Consider the following 2,636-nt stretch of genomic DNA (forward strand, 5'->3'; position numbering starts at 1 on the left):
GGTAGATCACTTCATAGTCGCGTTCGATTTCTTCGACGCCATAGCCGATGCCTTCGGCCTCGCGCATGAGATCATCGATGCGGCGCATACGGCGCAATATGTCATCAGCTATCGAGTCAGGCAGGTTTTCCAAATCCCGCGCCATGTTCTCCAGCATCTCGATCTCATGGGTGAGCTGCTGAATTTGCTGGTTCACCTCCTGAAGCGAGCGGATGGCCTGGTAGATGTTCTGGATGTGATTGGCGGGATCATAGACCGTCCATTGAGCGTGGGCGGGCGGTGCCGTAATGGCGGTCATAGGAAGAGCGCAGAGGGCGGCAGAGAGGAGAAGTCGTTTCATTGGTGTTGCTCCTATTCGGCGGCGATGGCGTGAGCGGGTGGGAAGGGTTTGTGGGCGCCCGGCTCGAGGCCCGGCCAGCGGCTGAGCAGCTCAGCCGCCCAGGGCAAGCCTTTTTCGTGGAGCCAGCATTCGGCGAATCCGTCGCCTTCGGTTTCTGCCCATATGCGGTCCAGCAAAGCCTGATCTTCGGGGCAGGAAGCGCCGCAAACGGATAAAGCAATCGGGCCGAGGCCGAGATCAAAGACGCGCGCCCCGAGGGGCGACTGGTAGTAATAGTCGCGCTTCGGCGTGGCCCGGCTGATCAGTTCTATCTGGCGGGCGTTAAGGCCGAAGCGCTCATAAGTTTCTTTGGACTGCGGTTCCTGGGCGCGCTCGTTCGGCAGGAAGATGCGTGTCGGACAGCTCTCTACAAGCGCGGGGGCGATGCTTGAGTTCGCAATGTCGGCCAGGCTTTGCGTGGCGAAGACGACAGAGACGTTTTTCTTGCGCAGGGTCTTCAGCCATTCGCGGATGCGCGAGGCAAACATGGGATCATCAAGGAAGAGCCAGGCCTCATCGAGAATGAGCAGCGTGGGCTTGCCGCCGAACCGCTCGTCAAGCCGGTAGAAGAGATAGGTGATCACGGGCGCCACAGCGCCCTTTGCATGCATCAGCTCTTCCATCTCGAAACAGACCGTATCGGCCAGCATGAGGTTTTCATGATCGGCATCCAGAAGCCGTCCGTGCGGGCCTTCCAGCGTGAACGGGTGCAGCGCTGATTTGAGGGTCTCGTCCTGCAGCATCAGGCTGAGGCCGGTCAGCGTGCGTTCGGCTTCAGGCGCTGAGCTGAGAGACTGGATGGCCTCCCAGAGCCGGGCCTTGAGGTCCGGCGTCATGGCAACGCCTTCATTGGTGCAAAGCCCGGCGATCCAGTCGGCGGCGAAGCTCGCCCCATGTTCCGTGTCGATATCTTTGAGCGGTTGCAGGCTTGGGGCGTTTGAACTGCCAAGATCGACATGCGCGCCGCCCATGCAAAGCGTCGCGGCGCGGGCGGACCGGCCCTTGTCGAAGATAAAGACTTGGCCCGCCTCATAGCGCTTCCATTGCAGGGCGAGCAGCGACAGGAGGACCGACTTGCCCGCGCCGGTCGGGCCGATCACCAGCGTGTGTCCGACATCGCCAATATGCAGGTTCAGGCGGAACGGCGTCGTGCCATCGGTCTGCGCCTGAATGAGCGCTGGGGCTTGCAAATGTCTGTTGGTGTCTTCGCCTGCCCAGACCGCTGACAGCGGCACCATATGCGCCAGGTTCAGCGTGTGAAGAATGGGCTGGCGGACATTGGCGTAAGGGTGACCCGGCAATGAGCCGAGCCAGGCATCGACCGCGTTGAGGGTTTCGCGGATCGCCGTGAACCCGCGACCATTTACGATGCGCTCAGCGATCCGGATATGCTCATCGACCGTGCGCCGATCGGGATCAGCGACGGTAATCGTGGTGGTGACATAGCCATAGGAGACAAGGTCCGAGCCAAGCTCCTGCAGGGCGGCGTCAGCATCGGCGGCCTTGTTGTCGGCATCATTGTCGACGAGCGCCGCCTGTTCATTGAACAGGGTTTCGCGCAGGACCGCACCGATGGATTTGCGTTTGGCGAACCAGTGACGGCGTTTACGCCCAAGGACTTTTTCGGCCTCTGCCTTGTCCATGGCGATGAACCGCGTCGCCCACCGATAGGCACAGCCCTGACGGTTCAACTCATCGAGAATGCCGGGGAGTGTCGAGGCCGGAAAGCCGAGAATTGTCAGGGTGCGAAGATGGGCTTCGCCGATCATGGGTTCGAGGCCGCCGGCAAAAGGTTCATCGGCGAGAATGGCGTCGAGAAAAACCGGAAGCTCGGGCGTGACGACGGGATGGCACTTGGTCGAGATGGTCGAGTGCAGATAAGTCAGTGTCTCATCGTCGGTGAGCTTGGCGATCTCGGCGAGAGAGGTGGAAAGGAGATCGAAGACGCGGTCGGCGTGTTGCTGGAAGGTCTCCAGCCTATGACGCCAGGTTGCAGCGTCTTCTGTCTCGGCCCTCTGGATCAGGGCTTTCTCGGCGCGGCCCGTGGCGTCGGCGGGCGGCAGCCAGAGCAATGTCAGATAGTAGGAACTCTCGAAGCGGGCGCCGCTTTCCTCGGCCTGCAGCGCGCGTTCCTCATCGATCAGCCAGGTCAGCGCATCGGGAAACTCAGCGTCGGGATAGTCATGCACTTCATGGCGCTGCGCCTCGAAGAAGAGCGCCCAGCCCGAGCCGAACCGGCGCAGCACATTATTGACCC

At 61.3% G+C, this 2,636-nt stretch carries 2 protein-coding genes; both read right to left on the reverse strand.

Annotated features, from left to right (window positions below):
• Positions 1-340, reverse strand: a 340-nt coding sequence (locus HY2_RS14610) for a TrbJ/VirB5 family protein (protein WP_034828947.1), incomplete at its 3' end; no start/stop codon positions are given.
• An 11-nt stretch (positions 341-351) separates the two neighbouring features.
• Positions 352-2,636: conjugal transfer protein TrbE (trbE, locus tag HY2_RS14615; RefSeq protein ID WP_034828948.1), on the reverse strand; the 2,285-nt coding region annotated here is incomplete at its 5' end.

This window comes from Hyphomonas pacifica (assembly GCF_000682675.1).
Classification (GTDB): Bacteria; Pseudomonadota; Alphaproteobacteria; order Caulobacterales; family Hyphomonadaceae; genus Hyphomonas; species Hyphomonas pacifica.